Origin of the sequence: Kitasatospora sp. NPDC051705 (assembly GCF_044453265.1) — a bacterium.
GTDB lineage: Bacteria > Actinomycetota > Actinomycetes > Streptomycetales > Streptomycetaceae > Kitasatospora.
The window spans coordinates 196,480-213,971 of the sequence record NZ_JBITCO010000006.1 but is presented as its reverse complement, the minus strand read 5'-3'; the positions used below and the strand labels follow the sequence as shown (position 1 = coordinate 213,971).

17 protein-coding genes and 1 tRNA gene are annotated in these 17,492 nt (G+C 70.2%); 2 read left to right on the top strand and 16 right to left on the bottom strand.

Annotated features, from left to right (window positions below):
* Positions 1–287 precede the first annotated feature (287 nt).
* The 7 genes from ACIA8Q_RS10700 to ACIA8Q_RS10670 all read right to left on the bottom strand — a co-directional run bounded on the left by ACIA8Q_RS10700 (position 288) and on the right by ACIA8Q_RS10670 (position 6,317).
* Entirely contained in the window at positions 288–1,511 is a 1,224-nt protein-coding gene (locus tag ACIA8Q_RS10700; RefSeq protein WP_396317004.1) for a tyrosine-type recombinase/integrase, read from the bottom strand.
* Complete coding sequence (locus tag ACIA8Q_RS10695; protein WP_396317003.1) at positions 1,511–1,729, bottom strand: excisionase family DNA-binding protein; 219 nt, start codon at positions 1,727–1,729, stop codon at positions 1,511–1,513. Before ACIA8Q_RS10695 ends, ACIA8Q_RS10700 begins: the two co-directional genes overlap by 1 nt.
* Positions 1,726–3,240, bottom strand: coding sequence for a replication initiator (locus tag ACIA8Q_RS10690; protein ID WP_396317002.1), 1,515 nt, complete (start codon positions 3,238–3,240; stop codon positions 1,726–1,728). The genes ACIA8Q_RS10695 and ACIA8Q_RS10690 overlap by 4 nt, the downstream gene beginning before the upstream one ends.
* Positions 3,241–3,306: 66 nt before the next feature.
* Positions 3,307–4,188, bottom strand: coding sequence for a DUF2637 domain-containing protein (locus tag ACIA8Q_RS10685; protein WP_396317001.1), 882 nt, complete (start codon positions 4,186–4,188; stop codon positions 3,307–3,309).
* Between the two features lie 42 nt (positions 4,189–4,230).
* Entirely contained in the window at positions 4,231–5,676 is a 1,446-nt protein-coding gene (locus ACIA8Q_RS10680; RefSeq protein WP_396317000.1) for a cell division protein FtsK, read from the bottom strand.
* Positions 5,677–5,688: 12 nt separating this feature from the next.
* Positions 5,689–5,895, bottom strand: coding sequence for a hypothetical protein (locus tag ACIA8Q_RS10675; protein ID WP_396316999.1), 207 nt, complete (start codon positions 5,893–5,895; stop codon positions 5,689–5,691).
* A 32-nt stretch (positions 5,896–5,927) separates the two neighbouring features.
* On the bottom strand, positions 5,928–6,317 hold the full coding sequence (locus ACIA8Q_RS10670) for a hypothetical protein (RefSeq protein ID WP_396316998.1): 390 nt from the start codon (positions 6,315–6,317) through the stop codon (positions 5,928–5,930).
* A gap of 176 nt (positions 6,318–6,493) precedes the next feature.
* Between ACIA8Q_RS10670 and ACIA8Q_RS10665 the strand changes: the two genes are divergently transcribed.
* Complete coding sequence (locus ACIA8Q_RS10665) at positions 6,494–7,030, top strand: GntR family transcriptional regulator (RefSeq protein WP_396316997.1); 537 nt, start codon at positions 6,494–6,496, stop codon at positions 7,028–7,030.
* 2,038 nt (positions 7,031–9,068) lie between these two features.
* Here ACIA8Q_RS10665 and ACIA8Q_RS10660 read toward each other — a convergent pair.
* The 6 genes from ACIA8Q_RS10660 to ACIA8Q_RS10635 form a co-directional block, all read right to left on the bottom strand.
* Entirely contained in the window at positions 9,069–9,620 is a 552-nt protein-coding gene (locus ACIA8Q_RS10660) for a GNAT family protein (protein WP_350580333.1), read from the bottom strand.
* Positions 9,559–10,254, bottom strand: a complete 696-nt coding sequence (locus ACIA8Q_RS10655; RefSeq protein ID WP_396316996.1) for a lasso peptide biosynthesis B2 protein — start codon at positions 10,252–10,254, stop codon at positions 9,559–9,561. Before ACIA8Q_RS10655 ends, ACIA8Q_RS10660 begins: the two co-directional genes overlap by 62 nt.
* Complete coding sequence (locus ACIA8Q_RS10650; protein WP_350580327.1) at positions 10,251–11,948, bottom strand: albusnodin/ikarugamycin family macrolactam cyclase; 1,698 nt, start codon at positions 11,946–11,948, stop codon at positions 10,251–10,253. The genes ACIA8Q_RS10655 and ACIA8Q_RS10650 overlap by 4 nt, the downstream gene beginning before the upstream one ends.
* An 82-nt stretch (positions 11,949–12,030) precedes the next feature.
* Complete coding sequence (locus ACIA8Q_RS10645; protein WP_350580324.1) at positions 12,031–12,159, bottom strand: albusnodin family lasso peptide; 129 nt, start codon at positions 12,157–12,159, stop codon at positions 12,031–12,033.
* A 120-nt stretch (positions 12,160–12,279) separates the two neighbouring features.
* On the bottom strand, positions 12,280–12,420 hold the full coding sequence (locus ACIA8Q_RS10640) for a hypothetical protein (RefSeq protein WP_350580322.1): 141 nt from the start codon (positions 12,418–12,420) through the stop codon (positions 12,280–12,282).
* Between the two features lie 62 nt (positions 12,421–12,482).
* Complete coding sequence (locus ACIA8Q_RS10635) at positions 12,483–12,932, bottom strand: ATP-binding protein (protein ID WP_350580319.1); 450 nt, start codon at positions 12,930–12,932, stop codon at positions 12,483–12,485.
* Between the two features lie 180 nt (positions 12,933–13,112).
* Here ACIA8Q_RS10635 and ACIA8Q_RS10630 point away from each other — a divergent pair, with 180 nt between their 5' ends.
* Positions 13,113–14,426 (top strand): hypothetical protein, encoded by a 1,314-nt coding sequence (locus ACIA8Q_RS10630; RefSeq protein WP_350580316.1) that lies wholly within the window; start codon positions 13,113–13,115, stop codon positions 14,424–14,426.
* Here ACIA8Q_RS10630 and ACIA8Q_RS10625 read toward each other — a convergent pair whose 3' ends face one another.
* From ACIA8Q_RS10625 to ACIA8Q_RS10615, 3 genes are all read right to left on the bottom strand, one after another.
* Complete coding sequence (locus tag ACIA8Q_RS10625) at positions 14,427–14,960, bottom strand: NUDIX hydrolase (RefSeq protein ID WP_396316995.1); 534 nt, start codon at positions 14,958–14,960, stop codon at positions 14,427–14,429. It abuts the gene before it with no gap.
* 275 nt (positions 14,961–15,235) lie between these two features.
* Positions 15,236–15,323, bottom strand: a tRNA-Ser gene (locus tag ACIA8Q_RS10620).
* A 67-nt stretch (positions 15,324–15,390) separates the two neighbouring features.
* Positions 15,391–17,298, bottom strand: coding sequence for a trypsin-like peptidase domain-containing protein (locus ACIA8Q_RS10615; protein ID WP_360205740.1), 1,908 nt, complete (start codon positions 17,296–17,298; stop codon positions 15,391–15,393).
* Positions 17,299–17,492 lie beyond the last annotated feature (194 nt).

Here is a 17,492-nt window from a genome sequence, read left to right as displayed (position 1 = left end):
TTCCGTGCCAGATCAACAACGGTGTCAGTAGTGACGCCCGAAGTCGTGCCACGACCTGGGCGGTAGTGGCAGCGATGATCCATAGACCCGATTCGGAGCTTACGCGGTAACGCTGGGGCCGTCCGGCACTTGCAACAAGCCGAACACCACGATCACCAGGAAGCGAGTCATCTGCCGCAGGTTGCAGCCGAGCCGCCTGGGAAATGCAGAGCAGCCCTGACCGGTCGTGCTGGTCAGGGCTGCTCTGGATGACTTACGAAGCTCTCTGGGCAGTGCGCCGCAGGAGGTTAGGCGGGCACGAGGACCCCGGCCGGGGGGTCTTCGTCGCCCTTGTTCGGGTTCTGCGCGGGATCGGTGCTGTTGGGCGCGGGGAGATCCGACGCGGCACCGGCCGGGGAGCCGGCGGCCTTGGCCTGCTCCGCGTCGAGGGTGTTGGCCACGTCCGCGTCGCGCTGGTCGATCGCACGGGCGTAGTGCCGAGTGGTCACGCTGGCGTTGGAGTGACCGAGCCGCTTGGCGGCAGCGAGGACGCCATGGCGGTCGGCGACCCAGGAGGCGTGAGTGGCCCGCAGGTCGTGAGGAGTCACGTCCTTGAGCCCAGCCGCTTCGACGGCCTTGTCGAAGTACCACGTGCGCCACGAGTTGTAGCGCAGTGTGGTGCCGGCCTTGCTGGTGAAGAGCAGGCTGGTCGGGCCTTCCTTGACGTTCTCGGCCAGGTGCACCCGGAGTTCTTCCACGAGGTAGGCCGGAATCCGCAGGGTCCGCTTCTGGTGCGACTTGGGCAGGTCCCAGACGTGATGCCCGTTGATCTCCTCCACGGCTTCATCGATGACGATCGTGCCCTTGTCGAGCAGGACGTCAGAGCGACGGAGCGCGAAGCCCTCACCGATCCGGAGGCCCGCGTAAGCGAGGAGCTTGACCAGGAGGTCATGGGGCTTGCGCATGTGGCTGATCAGCCGAGCCACCTCGTCGTCGGTCAGGATGTGCGGCTCGGTCTGCGGAAGCCGGGGGATCTTGATGCCCCTGCACGGGGTGACCGGGATCATGTCGTTGTCGTCGGCCGCCTTCATCATCTGAGAGAACACCCGGTAGATAGTGCGGATGCGGGATGCGCTCAGTCCGGACTTGCGCAGGTACGCCACCCATTCGGCCACGGTGATCGGGCGGAGGGAGGCCAGCCCGAGCGAGCCGAGTCGGGGGTTGATCCACAGCCGGATCACGCCCTCGTAGAGGGTGCGGGTCTTGGCCTTGAGGGTGGGGCTCACGGAGTCGAACCACCGCTTGCCCCACTCCTCGACGGTGGTCTTGCCCGCTTCGGGGTCGATCCACTGGCCGTCCATGATCTTGGCCTCGGCACGAACGAGCCACTGTTCGGCGTCGGTCTTCGTGCGGAAGGTCTCCGGTGCGGGGCGGAGCGAGCCGTCCGCGCCAGGGTAGCGGGCCTGAAAGCGGCCGGAGCTGAGCTTGCGGACGGAACCGAAGCGGCGGCGGCTGCGCTTGTTGTTAGCCACTAGGCGGCCCTCCCGGGCAGTGAGGTGACGGTGATCGGGTGGACCGTGCCGTCAGAGATGAATGCCTCGATGGCCGAGGCGGGGATGCGGATGTGTCGTCCGATGCGGACGAAGGCGATGCGGCGCTCCGCGATGAGGCGCCGGATGAAGCGCTCACCGGTGGCCAGGCATTCAGCGGCCTGGCCGACCGTCAGCAGGCGCGGCGTGGGTGCACTCACCGCAACTCCCCCTCACGCTTGAGGCGCTGGGCAGTTGTCCGGTTGTGGCGGACGGTTTGGGCGAGGAGTTCTTCGCCGGGGGTGTAGCCGGTGGCCAGGTATCGCCAGTCGGAGACGACGAGGGTGGTGTCGGGGTCGACGGGCGGGAGGCCGGCGCGGAGGCGGGCCTGTTCGCTCTGCCAGGTGCGGCGGACGCCCCGGAGGGTGCCGAGGGTGGTGGAGTAGCGGCGGGACTTGGTGGAGAAGTGGCCCCGGAAGCCGAGCATGTGGGCCCACTTGGTGAGCTTGAGGTCGGCGAAGTCGGTGACGCGGCGGCCGAGGTCCCAGCAGGTGCGGATCATCTGGCGGACGTGTGCGGCCACCTTGAGGTCCTTGATGGGTTCGGCCAGGCCGGTGCCCTCGCATGAGCGGCAATGGGTGTCGCCGGTGTCGGTGGGGGTGCGTCCGCGTCCCTTGCACCGGGTGCAGTAGAGGGGGCGGTCGATGGTGCCGGTGCCCTCCGCGGACTTGGTGGCGTACTTGGCGACGTACCCGGCCACGGCGGCGTCCGTGAGCGGACTGTCGTCGCGGTCGGCGGCGTCGGGGTTGCGGATCACGCGGACGTCGAGCTGTTCGCCCCAGCGAAGGACCCGTTCGCCGATGGAGTCGCCGGTCACCGTGACGGCCACCTTGTCCGCAGCGGTGAGGACGGCGTCGGTGAGGAGGTCGGTGGTAGCCCAGGGGGGCGGGGTGGTGGTGGAGCCTTCGGGGCCGTCGAGGCGGACGATGGCGTGGAAGTGGACCAGGCCGCGCTTTTGGAACTCGGCGACCTTGGCGAAGGAGACCCGGCAGTGGTCGCGCAGTTCCTTGACGGTGAGGCCGGCGGCGTGGGCGACTTCGCGGCGCAGGTAGGTGGTGAGGCGGGCCCAGAGGGCTCCGGCGTGGGCGTTGAAGAGGACGGCTCCGGCGTAGTCGTAGGTGGCGGGGTCGACGGGGGTGCCGAGGGCGGGGTGGTCGGCGGGGTGGAGGGTGCCGCAGCGGCAGGGGAAGGGCTTGCCGGTGCGGGTGGTGGGGCGGTTGTGGACGGGGCCGAAGCTGGGGGCGGTGAGGGTGACGAAGACGCGGGGGTGGGTGCGGACGGCGTCGGGGGTGCCCTTGCCTCCGGCGAGTCCGGCGCGGATGAGCTGGTAGGTGTCGGCGGCGTAGACGCGGGAGCAGGAGGGGCAGCGGGTGGAGCGGCGGTTGCCGCAGGCGATGAGGGTGCGGCCGAGGGGTTCGGAGGCGCTGGAGTAGTGCCGCAGCACGTCGCCGGTGGCCTTGTCGAACGTGGTGGTGCTGCCGGTGAGCTGGATGGGGTGGGCGCATCCGGCCAGGCGCTCGACGGTGGCCTCGATGCGGTCGAAGTCGGAGCGGTTGGCGAGGTGGACCAGGTCCCGGGCGGCCAGTGAGGCGACCGCGCGCAGGTCGAGGAGGTCGGGGTGGAGATCGGTCACGGGGCTGTCCTTCCGGGCAGTCGAGGGGTGGTGAGGCATGGGGGTGCCGTCGCGCCGACCACGAGGGGCGTGCTCGCGGTCGGCGCGAGGCGGGTGGGACAGAGGTCAGGCGGGGACGGCGGCCAGGTGGGCGTGGACGGCGTCGGCCAGGCGGGGCGGGACGCCGAGGCGGGCGCGCAGTTCGCCGGGGGTGATCACGTCGCCGGTGCGGGCGCGGTGGTCGTCGGCGATCCGGCGGGCGGCGCCCAGCAGCGGGGCCGGTACGTCCGGCAGGACCGGGGACGCGGGGGCCGTGGCGTCGGTCAGGACCGGGGGCGCGGGGGCCGGGGGCTCAGCGGCCGGGGCGGACGCCGCAACGGGCTCGGGCTGGAGGTCCGGAGCGGGTTCGGGTTCCACCGGGGGTTCAGCCGCCGGGGTCGGCGGGGCCGTATCCGCAGGGGACGCAGCGGGCTCGGGTGCCGGGTTGGGCTGGTCGGCCGGTGGGGTCGGCGGGGCAGGAGTCGGGGCCAGGGGGTTGATGGTGTCAGGTTCAAGTTCCTTGCTGGGGTGGGGTGTTGTGGTGGCGAGGTGGCGCAGGAGGTCGGGGCCGACCGCTCCCCAGCCGAGGAGGAGGGCGGGGGCGACGGTGTCGAGGCAGGCGCGTCCGTAGTGGCCGGCGATGACGGGTTCGGCGGTGTTGAGGGCGAGGGTGAGAGCGCCGCACAGGTGCATGAGCCGGGTGGCGGAGCGGAGTTGGCCGGGGGCGGTGCCGGTCAGGACGAGGTGGTGGAGGGCGACGAGGAGGCCGACGACGGACAGGTCGACCATGGGGGCGATCAGGGGTGCGATCGGGTGGGGGACGCCCAGGCGCAGGGCGAGGGCCCAGACGTTGCCGAAGGAGAAGACGAAGGCGAGGGAGGCGATGACCGCCATCACGATCGTGACCGTGACGCGGGTGAACGTTCCTGCACGGGCGGTGCCGGGTGTGGCGGGGGTGGTGGCGGTCATCGCCAACTCTCCTTTCTGGTCTACCGGTTGGGAGGGTCATGGTCAGGCGATGATGTCGAGGTCGGTGTCCTTGGTCAGGTTCGGCCCCGTCTGGAGGGTCAGCAGCTCGAACGGGTCGGCCGTCAGGTGCGCGGAGGCTTCGGCGACGCGGGCGACGTGCTCGGGTTCGACGTAGGGGATGCGGATGCGGGTGTAGCCTTCCTGGCCCTGGCGGACCATGGACGCGACGCCGACGAAGCCGGGGTCCTGCATCGATACCGGGTTGGCCTCCGGCCAGTTGCGGATGTCCTCACCGAGGGCGGCCACCGCGGCGTCGGTGGTCTTCTGGGCGAAGGACAGCGAGACCGGGCACACGTCGCGGATGAACGTGGGGATGGCGTCGCCGGTGGCCTTCTGGGTGGCCAGGACGACCACGATGCCCACCGAGCGGCCCTTCTTCACCAGGTCTTCGACCAGGCGGGCGTTTTCCTGTGCGAGGGCGGCCAGGCGCTTGGTGGCGGGGTCGGTGCCCTTGTACTCGCGGAAGTAGGTGTGCGCTTCGTCGATCACCAGGACGACCAGCGGCCACGCGGTGCTGGGGCCCTTGGCCCACATGTTGGCGGTGCCCAGCACGCGCCGGATCGAGGAGGAGCGTCCGCGCCGCAGCTTCACGAGGCGGTCGAAGAGCTTGTTCGCGGCTTCCAGGTCGTCACCGACGAAGGCGAACAGGCGGTTGACGACGTCGGCGTAGTCGCCTTCGTGGGCTTCGGACACCTTGCCGTCCGCCACGGCGAACTGAACCGCGCCGGAGGGGGCGAGGCGGGAGATGAGGCCGTTGATCAGGCTGGTCTTGCCGTAGCCGGGAAGGCCGGCGACGCACACGCCGGGCACGTTGGACATGCGCAGGACCGAGGCGAGGGCGTACTCGTCGATGCCCAGGTCCCACACGGACAGGTCGGCCGGGGGCTTGCCGTCAGGGGTGTAGGCGTAGGGCTCGAAGAGGGGTTCGCGGCGTACGGCGCGGATGCGGAGCTTGCCGGGGCCGTCCGGGTTGACGGAGACGCGGGTGCACTCCCAGGCGTCGGCAAGGTGGTCGGCGCGCTTCTGGAACTCCTCCAGGCCGACCTTGGGCACCGTCTTCACGGTGACCGTGACGCCGTACGGGTCGGTCTTGGTGTGGAGCTTGGGGGTGAGGGTGCGGGGTTCGGGCTTCTTGTCCCCGGTGGTGGCGAGGGACTGGAGGAACGTGGGGGTGCGGTCGGTGGTGACCAGGCCGAGGTTGCGGGCCAGGCGCGGCCAGGTGCGGCGGATGCGGGCAGCCTGGCGGATCGAGCGGCGCGTCTCGGTGTCGGCGCACAGGTAGCGCACGCCGATCACGATCAGCCAGGCGAGCGCGACGAGCACGGCGGCACCGACGACGTAGGGCAGCCACGACGGCACGGAGCCGATCGGGTCCAGGACACCCGGAGTGGCCGGGTGCGGGGCGGTCGGGGGCGGTGAGGTGTTCATCAGATGGGGTCCTTAGGAGCGGTAGAGGAAGCGGAAGAGGGCCTGTTGCAGGTTCACCAGGTCCGTGCCGGAGGTGATCGGCGGGTAGCCGTGTTCGGCGAGGACGGCCGCGAGGTCGAGGACCAGGCCGAAGGTGAACCGGGGGTCGGCGTCCGGAGCAGGGAGCGGGTAGAGCATCGGGGAGGGGGCCGGGGCCGGGCCCGCAGACGAGCAGTCCACGGGCCCGACGATCCGGGCGGGGCCGATGCCGGTCACGAGGCGACGGGCTCGGCGGTCTTGGCGGCCGACTTCGACGCCGGGGCGGCCGGGGGCGCAGCCACCAGGGCCTCAGCCCGGTAGGCCACACCGGAGCTGACCTGGCCGTTGAAGAGGTTCGCCCACGGGGTGGCGATCAGGCCGATCGGACGGACCATGCTGCCCGGAGTGAGCGCGAGAAGCGCCTCGCTCTCCGGAACGGTGACCTTGATCAGCTGAGCCGTGCCCTCGTAGGTCTCCAGGAGCTGGACCGTGTAGAGGGTCGCGCCGCTCTCGCGGTCGGTGGCGACCTGACCCGTGGCGGCGTCGGCCATCTTCACCGCCGCAGGGGTGGCGAGCAGGTGGGAGGTGCCGGTCAGGTCGGGGCGGATGGTGTGACGAGCCATGAAGGACTCCAGTGAGAGGAGGGGTGGGAGGTTGTCGGGAGTTCCCGACGTCGAGGACAGTACACGCACACCCGCTACACCTGCAACACCCGATACATGCGAGTGTTGCGATACACCCGGGATCCATGGGTACGCGGGGTGTGTCGCGTGTGCGTCGCGGCGGCTACCCTCGATGCATGACGCTGCCGCTTGAAGATGACGCCCGGCCGCCCTACGTGCAGGCGGCGGACGCGCTACGGATGGAGATCGAGGCCGGTCGGTACAAGCCCGGCGAGAGGCTGCCTTCCGCCCGTGCGCTCCAGGAGCAGTACGGGTTGGCCAGCTCGACCGTCCAGAACGCCCTTCGACTGCTCAAGGACGAGGGGTACATCTACGCGGTCCAGGGGCGCGGCAGTTACGTGCGCACCAGCACGCCCGAGGAGAACCCCATAAGGCGGGCCGGGCGGGAGGCTTTCCAGCGCTACAAGCGCGAGGCGGACGAGCGGCGGGAAGCCGAAGGCAAGGCGAACGGCGGCTCGGCGAAGCCGTCGCGGGAACCAGGCGAGGCCGGGCGAGCGCTGGAGGCCGGCGGCGAAACCGTTGAGGTATCCGCCGCCGATCTCGCCACGCTGACCGAGCTGGTTACCGCGACCCAGACTCAGGTGATGCAACTCCGGCAGAAGATCGAGGAGCTGGAAGAGCGGGTGGAGCGAGCCGAGCAAGCCGCCCGTTGAGGCTGTCGACCCTCTCGTTCAGTTCCGACAGCGCTCCGCCGATCTGCGCCAGTCCTTGAATGATGCGGCTGATGTCGCCGTGCATCGGATTCCTTTCTCCCCACTTGTCGCGTGTTTCTGTTTCGCCGCACTCAACCCCGCATTCCTTGATGGATTCCTCGATGAATTCGGCGGATTTCATAACGTTCCCGCAACTCCGTTCATCAAGGTGGGCCCATCAAGGTTCAGGGGGCCATCAAGGTTTCGCGAGATCGGCCATCAAGGTGACCGGACCCGCAGGCGAGGTAACCGGCAGGCCGTCCCCCCGCGCCATCGGGGCAGCGCAGGGGGCTCCGCCGCAAGCTTGGTCGAGCGGAGTCCCGCAGGGCGGAAGAAACGTTTCTCCAGATTCCGCCGCGCGGGACTCTGTCGCTGAGCCAACCGCAAGAAGCGCGGACAAGTCCAATCTGGAAACCAGGAAGTTTCTGCCGGTCGGAGCGCTGTTGAGAGACGTCGAGAGCTGATCGGCGCCGACGAGCGGAATGACCGGCCGTTTCCGTGCCGAACATCACATCGCATAGCTGGAAGTTCCTTCCTAGATTCCGTCGCCGCGTCGGCCCCGAAGCGTTCGGGCGCACATCCACCATGGCCGCCGGGCAAGTCCTTGCGCGGGAGATATGCGGGCTGGTATCCCGACCTCGCCCCGGATTCGGTTCGCATAAATACCTCCCAGTTCGGACAGTCCCGGTAAAGCGCGTGGTGACGTGCGCCACATGTGTGCCCGGATCGCTCCGGCAGGCCGCACGCAGGGCACGATGCCGCCTTTCCGTGATTGGGTCCGGCCGCCGATTCCTGATAGAAGCCGCCCCGCTCGGGGTCCAACCAGTTCGCCACACACAGCCTGTGGACAGACTTCGCCGATCCCGACTCCATGCCTGACATGCCCTGTTCCTCCCTTTCGTCCTCGCGGTTCGCCCCGTCACCCCCTAGAGGCCGGAAAAACCGCCCCGGTGTGACACGACGGCCGAACTTTCTTCCCGGACCCCGCGCAGCCCGAGAAGGACGTGGCATCTCATACAGGTCCGGGAACGGCCCTCCGTGTGACACGCAAGCCCGAGCTTTCTGGCCCGCGCACCAACCTTCGCGCTCGGAGGGCTCGCTGTAGGGAGCCGATCTTGTGGTAGAGGGCCGCGAGCAGCACCAGGACGGCCGCGGTCCGGCGGTGTGCCCGGGGCCCAATCGATGCCGCAGTCGCGGCCGGGCAGGGTCGAAGCAGCGCGAGGCCGAGGGGTGGGGAGGGAGCGGACCACGCTCGCGCGAGCGCGCCAGGGTCGAAGCGTGCGGAGGGTGAGCGGAGATGGGCACCGCGGATTTCCTGGCGCCAATGGTTGATCAGGGCAGCAGCAGGCAGGAAGTCGTACGGCCAGCAGAGAGCGGCCAGAACCAGGGAGACGAAGGGGGCAGGGGGAGCGTGTTCAAAGTTTCATTACTGGATCAAGAGCGGCCCGCCAGAGGCGGGCCGCGCGCCGCCGCGTTGCCGCCCGCCGCTCCTGTCTCCGCCCCGCTATGGCCGGCCCCGCTGGCGGCGCAAGGAACGAGGTGGCGGTCGGCTGGGCAGGATGGACCCCGGACAGGCTGTCCGGCCCGGCGTGGCCAAGCTCCAGGCCGATGGTTGCCCGCCGTTCGTTCGGGCCCCCCGCCGCCCGATTCTCCGGGGCGAACGGAACCCGTCAAGCCCGCACAGCTCGCCACCGTCGCCACGCACAGGCCCGTACATGCGGGCTTGACCGAACCCGCCCGCCCCTACAACTCGGCAGCTATCGGGGGGCCCGACCGGAATGGCGCCCCGCATGCCACCGTCACACCGGCCAAGTCCCGCACATGCCCCATCCATCACGCTGACCATCCGTCAGAAATTCGCTCTGAACATGCCTCCGGCCCCGGTACCATGCGGCACCAGGGCTGGTCAGCGAGGTCAGCTCGCCGCCGGACCACCCTCCCCGCCAAGGTCAGGGGTGGTCCGGCGCGCTTATGAGGTTGTCCGGCTTGGGTCTGTGGTTCAGGCCGACTCGGCGGTGAGAAGGAAGTCGTCGGCGACGGCGTCCATCAGCAGTTCGTCGCAGGGACGACCCAGCCAGTAACCCGACTGCCGCAGTCGGCCGGCGGGCTGGAACCCGGCCTTCTGGTAGGCCGAGATGCCTGCTGCGTTCGGCTCCAGGACCTTGAGCCACACCATGCGCAGGGCCGTGTACTCGAAGGCCCAGCGGAGCGTCAGCTCAGTGGCCTCAGCGGCGAAGCCCTTCCCGCGTGCCTCGGGGGCCAGGAGGATCACGTACTCGGCGGTCCGCACGGCCGGATCGATCTGGAGCGTCGTGATGCCCACCGGGGTGTGGTCGTCGGCGGTGACCACCTCGAACTGGGGGTAGTCGCGGTTGCGGCCCTGGGCCTCCCAGCCACCGGCGCGGACCTCCCAGGACTGGGCGACCTGTGTGCCGAAGCCGAGGATCGTGCCGGGGTCGTTCTCCCAGCGGTGGTAGTCGGTCAGGTGGTCACGGTTGGTCATCGCCAGGCTGACGCGCTTGCCGGGCAGCAGGATGTTCGGAGTGGGCATCGGTGCCTCGTTCCAGGTCGGTTGGTGCGTTGATCGGCGTGTAGTCGCCAGTGTGCTCGGGTTCTTCGACCGGCAGGCCGTGAACGTCACAGATCCAGGCGTGCAGCCGTATTGGGTCGGTGGCCACCCCGTGCCGCCAGGCACCCCCACGGCCGCCGAGCGCGAGCAGGAGCGAGGCCGCGGTGGACTCCTCCAGGCATGCGACGCGAGCTGGGAAGGCACGAGCGGCCCAGCGGACCGAGCGTATCGCCAGGCTGGCGTGGGCCGTTGTCGGTAACGGGAGGTCCCCGCCGAGTTCGGCGAGGTGGCGCAGGCGGCCGAACCTCGATCCCGGGCGGCCGGCGGTGCGCACGGCAAGGGTCGCCGCCAGCACGGCAGCAGCAGCCAGGCGCCAGGCCAACGGCGGTGGGGCGAGCGCTTCCAGGCGGGCGGGGGCCTCACTCGTGCCCCAGGACACCTCCGAGTCCCTGACCGTCACCGGAGCCGGAGCCGGGCTCTGCTCCAGGGCACCGAGCCAGCGAGTGAGTGCGCCACCCGTGAGGACGATCGTCTCGCCGGTCCGGTAGTTGACGACGACTCCCGCCCGGCCGGTCAGGGCGGTGCGCGTGTGCGAAGTCGGCACGGGCGTGGTCACGCTGTCTCCTCCCACTGAACAGCCTGTCCGGCAGCCGTCGAGGACCGGAGCCACAGCTCCGTGCCGAGAACGGGTTCGATCAGCCCCCACGGGATGTCCACGCCGAGCACGGCATTGCCCAGCAGCGAGCGCAGGGCCGCCGGATGGACGAGGCCGAGGTCCGCGAGGTAGCCGCCCGTGAGATCCAGGACGCCCGCCTTGTTCGCGCGCAACCCGTGGTGATGGTCGGCCGCGAACACCCCCTTGGCCCCGCGCTGGAGGACACCGGGAGGCAGGAGACGAGCCACGACATCGGTCAGCAGGGGCTTGTACCGGTGCGCGGACCACCGCTCGGGCGCGGGTGTGGCGAGGACGGCTTCCACGATGCGGGTGTCCGTGAAGGGGTTGTGCATCTCGATGCCGTGCGCGGCGGCGAGCTGGTTCTCCGTCGCAGCGCTCCGGCCGACGTAGCGGGCTTCCTCCAGGAGGTGGCGGTCCGCGTGCCCGAGGCCGTTCACCTCCGCGTACGGAGCGGTGACGGCGTCGGCCAGGTCGAGCGAGTAGCGGGTGAGCCACGGCCTTGGCGCCGATGCCCCGCCGAGCTTGCCCGGGGCATTGCAGGCGGCGGCCACCGCCGTCCAGGGGCTTGACCGGTAGAGGCGCGCCCATGCCTGTGCGTCGCTGGCCAAGCGCAGGAAGCGGCCCGATCGTGCCAGATCGGCCATGTGCACGGGCGGTGGCATGAACAACGAGTCGCCACCGTCGCCCGTCAGATGGACATCGACGCCCTCCGAACCCAACATGTCGAGCTGTGCGCCCAGTTGGGCGTGAACCATGGCGGACGGCGCCGGTTCGTCCGTCAGTGGGAGGGAACCGAGGCCGGTGAACGGCAGGTGCTCCGGGCCCAGGGCCATGAAGCGGTGGCGGATTGAGGGAAACGCGCGGGCGACGGCACGGGCGTGGTCGATGTCTCCACCGCTCTCCCTGCCCTTGGGGTGGTAGGTCAGGCCGGTGACCGGACCGCACTGGGCGGCGAGGGCCGCCAGGGTGCTGGAGTCCAGACCGCCCGACAGATCCGAGGAGGCCGCACGACCGGAGACGCGGATCAGGACGCCGTCCGTCAGGTCAGCGCGCAGCCGCCGCACGGCATCGGCCCAGGCGAGTTCCGGCACCCGCCAGAACGGGGTGAAGCCGGACGTGCCCGATGCGGTGGCCGACCAGCGGTGCCCCGGCGGAACCTGCTCCACTCCCGTCCAGGCCGACCGGCCGGGAACCCACTCGGTCGGGCCGGCCAGGTGAGCGGCCAGCCAGGCGGTATCAGGCTCGGCGCCGAGCAGGGAAGCCAGCGCGAGCGAACTCGACGCCCACACCGGGGCCCCGTCCATCCGGGCGGTGTAGACAGGGGCGGCGCCCGCCGGGTCGGCCCACACCGTGCACACGCCGTACCCATCGTCGACGACCAGGGTGTACGCACCCGCCCAGGCCGTAGCCGCCACGTCCAGAGCACGTAGGTCCGCAGAGTGGGCAAGACGGATCAGCTCGGCGTCCGTCGCCCCGCACGGACCGAACACAGCCAGGCGCCGCCCACCCGCACCCTTCGCCGAGCGCACAGGAGCACCCGCCGACCAGGCCAGCGGCCCGCGCCACACAACCCGTGCACCAACTGGGACCCGGGACGGAGCAGACCGGGAAATCGACCCACCGAACAAGCTCATGTGATCACCTCCGTGAGATGAGCGCGAGAGTGGTGCGGCGGCACCCCACCGGGGGTCCTGGGGTGCCGCCGCAGTACTGCCGTTAGGCGTCGTAGGGCGAGCGCTTGCCCTCCACACTCTGGCTGTTGCTGCCCTTCGTCAGGAGCGCCGCGTCACCCAGGACGACGACCTCCTCCTCCGGCTCAGGGTCGAGCCGAGCGAAGTCCTCCATGCTGATCACCTCCCTTCGCTGCCGTAGGGCGTGGCGGGTCCAGTCCCCGTCACGGTGGTGCGACCCCCCGGCCCCGGTGTCGTCGTCGAGGCCGGGGGGAGTCTTGAGGTGAGCCGCCGCTCAGGCCGGCGGTTCGCGGTCCGGCGCCGACAGCGCGGTGTGCGCCAGGCCGTGGTGGTCGGCGTCCAGTTGGTTCACCACAGCGGTTCCGAGGAGGAGAACCGTGATCACGTGCCCGAGCGCCCAGACCCCCGTCAGCACCGTGCCAACGGGATCACGATGCTCGCCACGGTGTTGACCGCGGGCCCCAGTCCCGTCCGAGGTCATGGCGTCACCGTCCTCAGCGCGAACCAGACCCACTTGCCGAACGGGGCCCAGTCCACCCCCCAGCGGAACGAAAGGGATTCCACCAGGCCGAGGCCATACCCGGACTCCGCCTGATCCTCCGGCTCCGTACGGCACGGCAGCGCGCGGGACGAGTCCCGGACCCCCACCCACACCGACGCCTCCTGCCGGTCCACCGAGACGGAGATCCGCGAACACCCCGTGTGCTTGGCCGCGTTGGCAACCAGCTCGGTCACCAGCAGCTCAGCCACGTCCGCAAGGTGCTCAAGGGACCAGGCCGTCAGAGCGGTAGTCACCAACTTGCGTGCGGCCCCCGCGGATTCGGGATGGCAGCGCAGATGGAGCAGACACCCAAGGTCGCCAGGTCGTACTACCGGGATCTCGATGTGCTCGGTGCCTGATGGGCCGGCGGTTTTGATCAGGCTCATCGGTAGGACCGCCCCCTCCATCAGTCGGGCTCCGAGTGTTCCCCCGGAGGCGATCTCAGAATCCCGGGGCAGGCGGTATCGAAATAAGGCCAGCGCGTGTACCCACGATGGGTAAACTCGCGGTCAGTTATCTCGCGTGACACTGAGCGATGATCTTCCTTGCCCTGGGGGTAGCTGGCCATGAGCGAGTCCACACCGTCACCAGGGCTTCCGCGTCGACTGTTCGCAGACCCCGAGATGGTGGCGGCATGCGCGGAGAGAGACTTCGCGTTGATCTTCCAACTCGCCAAGCGCAAAGGCGGGTTTCACCCGTCGCGCATCGCCCGTGCATGCGAGTTGACGCCCAGCAGGGTCGGCGAGGTGATGAAGGGTCGACCGAAGATCACCAACATGGCCGTCATCGAACGCATCGCGGACGGCCTTCGGATTCCGGGACGGATGCTCGGTCTGGCGGACCGCAGTTGGGAACCGTCGCCGATCCCGCGCCAAGGCCCGACACCGGCGGTCGGGCCTGCCCGTGCCCCGTTGCCGGTCGTGGATTCGCGTTCAGGCAGCGATCTCGACAACATCCTCGCCATCGCGGCGGGCACGCGGGTCACGCCCAACGTCCTGCGGTCCCTCCAAGCGTCCATCGAGGACTACTGGCGGCGCGATGACCAGCACGGCGGCGAAGCGCTCCGGCCGGCGGTGATCGGTCAGCTCAGATACGTCACGGGCATAATGCGCGACACCGCCGATCCCAACTATCGGCGCAGTCTCCACGGCATCGCTGCTGAACTCGCACGCCTCACCGGGTGGACGTACTTCGACGCACGGCAGTACAACACAGCGCAGGGCTACTTCACCGAGTCGCTTCGGTTCGCACGAGAGATCGACGACCGCCCGTTCATCGCCAACGTGCTGGCCTGTCTCAGCCTCCAGTCGACCTACCAGGACCGGGCACAGGACGCGATCACGCTCGCCCGAGCCGCGCAGGACAGCGCGCGCCTTGTCGGCGGTACGCCGAGGCTGATGGCCATGTTGTCGATGCGCGAAGCTTTCGGCCACGCGAGCGCACACGACCAGGAGTCGACCCATCGAGCGATCACCGAGGCGCAACAGCACTTCGAGCGCATCCGCGAGGGGGACGAGGACCCCGCATGGGTCGAGTACTTCGACCACACCAAGCTCACCGTGGACACCGGAATCGCCCTCGGTCAGCTGGGGGACGCGACCGCCGCCGAACCCCTCATCGCCGAAGCCTTACGGGCCGAACCGACGACGAACCTCCGGGGCCGCGCGTTCCACAGCTTTTGGCTCGCACGGACCCAGCTCCAGCGACGGCAGGTCGAGTTGGCGTGCGCTACCGCCACGGAAGCCCTCGATCTCGCGGCAGTGATCGAGTCGCCCCGAGTGGTCGCCCACCTCCAGGAGTTCCGCCACCTGCTCAAGCCCTACCGGGCCAACGCCTCGGTGGCGACGTTGGCCGACCGGATCACCAGCGCGGCCAGCTGATCAAAGGCCGGCCTCATCCAGCAGCAGGTAGAGCACGCCCACGAGCGTGCCACTGCTGACGATCTCGCGCCGGTCGATCATGCCGCGCAGTTCGGACAGGGGAATCCACTCGATCCGGTCGGACTCGTTGCGCTCGGTCGGCGGTCCCACGTACTCGACGGCATCGGCCCGGAAGACGAAGTGTTCGGAGTCGGTGATCCCGTTCGCCGGCTGGGCGTAGATCAGCGGCTTGACCTCACCGACCTTCCAGCCAGTCTCCTCCATGGCCTCACGGGCCGCCGCATCTGCCGGAGACTCGTCCGGCTCGATCAGCCCCATCGGCAGTTCCCACGCCCAGGTGTCCGTGATGAAGCGATGCCGCCACATCATGAGGACCTGCTTCTCACGGTTCATGATGGCAGCGACGGCCAGGTGTCGAAGCTTGACCACGTGGTGTTCCCAACGGTGGCCGTCGGGCTGTTCGACGTCAGCCAGCCACAGGTTCACCCATGGGTTCTCGTAGATCGGACGTTCCCCGTGGATCTTCCATTGCATCGCTGCGGCCCCTCTCGACGGACCTTTAGCATGTCAGACCACGAAGGCCGGCGAGCCAGTTCCCGCGAATTTGCGTCAATCTGACGAAATGTGGGAGCTGGTCCGCTGGCTGGAGTCGATCAGGGAGCGCATCGGTGTCCGAGCGCGCTCGGCTCGGCGCCCGTGCCAGATCCGTGCCAGAACGGGCGGTCAAGAGGGGTCACTCACGGATCATGACGGCCATCGGGAAAAGCGTCGGCCCCTGACCAAAGTTGCTGGTCAGGGGCCGTTCCGCGCGGAGAGCGTGGGATTCGAACCCACGGCATGGGGTCACCATGCGACAGTTTTCAAGACTGTTCCCTTAGGCCGCTCGGGCAGCTCTCCAGGCGGAGGTCAGCCTAACGGGTCCGGCGGGGTTCGGTGCACACGGTTCGGTGCGGGTCGGCGGGGGTCAGCTGTCGCCGTCGCGCTGTCCGAGGGTGACCTTGGTGGTGAACTGCTGGCCGTTGCGGGTGTACTCGACGTCGACGGTCTCGCCGGGCTTGTGCGTCCAGATCCGGCTGACCAGGGCGGGGCCGTTCTCGATCGGGACACCGCCGAGCTTGGTGATGACGTCGCCCGGCTTGAGGCCCGCCTTGTCCGCGGCGCCGCCGGGGGTCACGGCGGGCTGGCCCTGGACGTCGCGGGTCTGGATCTGCGCGCCGTCGCCCTTGTAGTCGTCGTTGCGCAGCACGTCGAGCTTGGCGTAGACGGGCTTGCCGGTCTTGATCAGGGTGTCGGCGACCCACTTGGCCTGGTTGATCGGGATGGCGAAGCCGAGGCCGATGCTGCCGGCCCGGCCGTTGGCGGAGGCGTTGGACTGGATCGCCGAGTTGATGCCGACCACCGCGCCGCCGGAGTCGAGCAGCGGGCCGCCGGAGTTGCCGGGGTTGATCGAGGCGTCGGTCTGCAGGGCGTTCATGTAGGAGGACTGGCCGCCGGTCTCGTCGCCGGAGGCGACCGGGCGGTCCTTGGCGCTGATGATGCCGCTGGTGACGGTGGACTCCAGGCCGTACGGCGCACCGATCGCGATGGTGGAGTCGCCGACGTTGACCTTGTCGGAGTCGGCCAGCGGGAGCGGCGCCAGCTTGCTCTTCGGCGGGTTGTCGATCTTGACCACGGCGACGTCGTAGCCCTCGGCGTGGCCCAGCACCGAGGCGTTGTAGGACGTGCCGTCGGCGAACTTGACGGTGAGCTTGCCGCCGTTGAGGGTCGGCGCGACCACGTGGTTGTTGGTGAGGATGTGGCCCTCGGTGTCGAAGACGAAGCCGGTGCCGGTGCCGGACTCGCCGTTGCCCTGCGCCTTGATGGTGACGACGCTGGGCAGCGCCTTCTGCGCGATGCCGGCGATCGAGCCGGGGGAGGGCTCGTTCTTCTGGGTGTTGCTGGCCTGGACGGTGGTGCTGCGGTGGTCGTCCGCGGAGCTGCTGCCGTTGTTGTGGTCGGTGACCGCCACGCCCAGCGCACCGCCCGCCACGCCGGCGACCAGTGCGACGGCGGCGATCAGGGCGACCAGTCCGCCGCGCTTCCTGCGCGGGCGGTGCGGGCCGCCGGGGCCGCCGGGGTAGTCGGCCGGGTAGCCGAGCGGACCGCCCGGGCCGCCCGGGTAGCCGGCACCGCCGGTGGCGTCGTGGGAGGCGCCCCAGCCGCCGAGCGGCTGGCCGGCGCCGAACGGGTGGTGGCCGGGCGCGGGGTGCGCGGCGGGCACGCCGGGGGCGGGCGGCGGGCCGTACGGGTCGTGCGCGCCGGCGGCCGGGACGCCGTGGGTCGGCGTGGCGTACGGGTTGCCCAGCGGCGGGGCCTGGCCCTCGGCCACCGGCGCGAGCGGCGCCGCGGGGGCTGCCGGGGCCTGCGGCGCGGGCGGCAGCACCGGCGGCGGGGCGTCGAGGTAGCCGGTGGCGGGGTCGACGCCGGCGGACGGCGCCTCGACGGGGGCCACGGGGGCGGCCGGGGCCGCCTCCGGCGCGGGGACCTTGGTGAAGGCGACGGTGGGACGGTGCCCGCCCTCGGCCGGGACGCCCTCCGCGGCCGCGGCGGCGTCGGCCGCGGCCGGCTCGGGGGCGGGGGCGGCCTCGGGCTCGGGGACCCGGCCGAACGCCATGGTCGCCCGGTGCCCGCCCTCGGCCGGGGCGGCCGGGGAGTCGGCCGGGGCCGGCTCGGAGGCGGGGGCGGCGTCGGGCTCGGGGACCCGGCTGAACGCCATGGTCGGCTTGTGCCCGCCCGAGGCGGCGGGGTCGGAAGCGGGACCGCCCGCCCCCTGGGCGCCCGAGGGCTGCTCCCCCTGCGGCCCGGTGGGCCCAACCTCTCGCTCGGTGCTCACGGACGACCTCCATAGCTGACAGAACCAAGGACCATAGTTTTTCGCACAGTCGATTCGATTGCCGTAAGGACCCCTCTGAAGAACTCATAAGAATCCTTAGCCGGCGCAGACGGCCGACCCGGCGACGGAGGCTCCCCCACCTCCGCCGGGCGTCCCGCGATGCGGACGGCAGGGCCCCTGGCCTTGGCGTCCAC

What these genes read in the sequence shown, in the direction of transcription:
- ACIA8Q_RS10650 (WP_350580327.1), bottom strand. Translation starts at nt 11,948, where the DNA reads ATGAGCTTGTTCGGTGGGTCGATTTCCCGGTCTGCTCCGTCCCGGGTC.
- ACIA8Q_RS10665 (WP_396316997.1), top strand. Translation starts at nt 6,494, where the DNA reads ATGACGCTGCCGCTTGAAGATGACGCCCGGCCGCCCTACGTGCAGGCG.
- ACIA8Q_RS10690 (WP_396317002.1), bottom strand. Translation starts at nt 3,240, where the DNA reads ATGCCTCACCACCCCTCGACTGCCCGGAAGGACAGCCCCGTGACCGAT.
- ACIA8Q_RS10625 (WP_396316995.1), bottom strand. Translation starts at nt 14,960, where the DNA reads ATGCAATGGAAGATCCACGGGGAACGTCCGATCTACGAGAACCCATGG.
- ACIA8Q_RS10680 (WP_396317000.1), bottom strand. Translation starts at nt 5,676, where the DNA reads ATGAACACCTCACCGCCCCCGACCGCCCCGCACCCGGCCACTCCGGGT.
- ACIA8Q_RS10635 (WP_350580319.1), bottom strand. Translation starts at nt 12,932, where the DNA reads ATGAGCCTGATCAAAACCGCCGGCCCATCAGGCACCGAGCACATCGAG.
- ACIA8Q_RS10645 (WP_350580324.1), bottom strand. Translation starts at nt 12,159, where the DNA reads ATGGAGGACTTCGCTCGGCTCGACCCTGAGCCGGAGGAGGAGGTCGTC.
- ACIA8Q_RS10660 (WP_350580333.1), bottom strand. Translation starts at nt 9,620, where the DNA reads ATGCCCACTCCGAACATCCTGCTGCCCGGCAAGCGCGTCAGCCTGGCG.
- ACIA8Q_RS10670 (WP_396316998.1), bottom strand. Translation starts at nt 6,317, where the DNA reads ATGGCTCGTCACACCATCCGCCCCGACCTGACCGGCACCTCCCACCTG.
- ACIA8Q_RS10630 (WP_350580316.1), top strand. Translation starts at nt 13,113, where the DNA reads ATGAGCGAGTCCACACCGTCACCAGGGCTTCCGCGTCGACTGTTCGCA.
- ACIA8Q_RS10685 (WP_396317001.1), bottom strand. Translation starts at nt 4,188, where the DNA reads ATGACCGCCACCACCCCCGCCACACCCGGCACCGCCCGTGCAGGAACG.